We start from the raw sequence: 1,417 nt of genomic DNA, 5'->3' as shown, positions 1-1,417 counted from the left end.
GCACCGGCTCGGGCGGCGGTGGCGGCGCGGCCGGTAGGGCCGGAGGTGCCGGCGGCAGCTCGATGAGCATGGCCGGCGGCGGCAGTTCGACCGGCGCGGCCTGCGGCTGCCAGTACAGCGACCAGGCGGCCACGCCGACGTGGGCGCCGAGCACCAGCAGCAGGCTGAGGCCCCAGCGGGGCAGGCTGCGCGCGCGGCTCATGGGCGGCCGACCGTTTCCAGGCCGACCAGGCCGATCTTCAGGTAGCCGGCGCCGCGCAGCAGGTCCATCACTTCCATCAGGCGGGCGTAGTCGACCTCCTGGTCACCGCGGATGAAGATGGTCTGCTCCTTGTCGCCGCCGGTCTGGCGGTCCAGGGCGGCGCCGAGCTGCTCGGCGAGCACCGCGTCGTTGCCCAGGTGCAGGCTGCGGTCCTCCTTGATGCTCAGGTACACCGGCTGCTCGGGGCGCGGCTGCGGCGTGGCGCTGGAGGCGGGCAGGTCGACCTTGACGTCGACGGTGGCCAGCGGCGCGGCGACCATGAAGATGATCAGCAGCACCAGCATCACGTCGATGAACGGGGTGACGTTGATCTCGTGGGATTCCTGCAGCTCGTCGCTGCCCTCGTTGAGGTGCATGCCCATGGCTCAGCCCACCTTGACCACGTGCGGGGTGGCGGCGCTGCGCGGCGCGGCGGCCGGCGGCTGGCGGTCGAGGTCGCGGCTGACCAGCAGCAGCACCTGGGCGGAGATGTCGGCGACCTGCGCCTTGTAGCCGGCGATCGAGCGGGCGAACACGTTGTAGATCACCACTGCGGGGATCGCCGCGACCAGGCCGAGGGCGGTGGCCAGCAGGGCCTCGGCGATGCCGGGGGCGACCACCGCGAGGTTGGTGGTCTGCGACTTGGCGATGCCGATGAAGCTGTTCATGATGCCCCACACGGTGCCGAACAGGCCGACGAACGGCGAGGTGGAGCCGATGGTGGCCAGCACTCCGGTGCCGGTGCTCATCTTGCGCCCGCTGGCGGCGACCAGACGCTCGAGGCGGAAGCTGACGCGCTCCTTGATGCCTTCCTTCTCGGTCAGGTTGGCCGACAGGCGCAGCTCGTCCTGGGCGTCCTCGATCAGCAGCGCGCTGAAGCTGTGTCTGGCGTGGGCCTGCTCGGCGGCCTCGTCGAGGCTGCGCAGGCCCTTGAGGTCGGCCAGCTCGCCGCGCAGGCGGCGGCGCGCGCCGAGCAGCTCGAGGCCCTTGGCCAGCCAGATGGTCCAGGTCACCACCGAGGCCAGCAGCAGGCCGATCATCACCCCCTTCACCACCACGTCGGCGCCCTGGTACATGCCCCAGGGCGACAGGTCGTGGACCGGGGCGGCGGCCGCCTCGACCGCGGCCTCGACCGGGCCGGCCTGCGGGGCTGCAGCGGCGACCGGCGCGGGGCTG

Annotated in this window: 2 protein-coding genes and 1 pseudogene; all 3 read right to left on the bottom strand. The window is 72.5% G+C overall.

Annotated elements, in window-relative coordinates:
- A pseudogene (locus E5198_RS21155) lies at nucleotides 1-202 on the bottom strand (energy transducer TonB); the annotation flags it as partial.
- Nucleotides 199-624 carry a TonB system transport protein ExbD gene (gene exbD, locus E5198_RS21150; protein ID WP_136491860.1) on the bottom strand — a complete coding sequence of 142 codons (426 nt, stop codon included), beginning with the start codon at nucleotides 622-624 and terminating at the stop codon, nucleotides 199-201. The pseudogene E5198_RS21155 and the gene exbD, both read right to left, overlap by 4 nt.
- Before the next feature lie 3 nt (nucleotides 625-627).
- Nucleotides 628-1,417, bottom strand: a 790-nt coding sequence (gene exbB, locus E5198_RS21145) for a tonB-system energizer ExbB (protein ID WP_136491859.1), incomplete at its 5' end; no start/stop codon positions are given.

Origin of the sequence: Pseudomonas sp. A-1 (genome assembly GCF_004801855.1) — a bacterium.
GTDB lineage: Bacteria > Pseudomonadota > Gammaproteobacteria > Pseudomonadales > Pseudomonadaceae > Geopseudomonas.
Note: the sequence above shows the minus strand (reverse complement) of the source record. Positions and strands in the feature narration are given on the sequence as shown.

What these genes read in the sequence shown, in the direction of transcription:
- exbD (WP_136491860.1), bottom strand. Translation starts at nt 624, where the DNA reads ATGGGCATGCACCTCAACGAGGGCAGCGACGAGCTGCAGGAATCCCAC.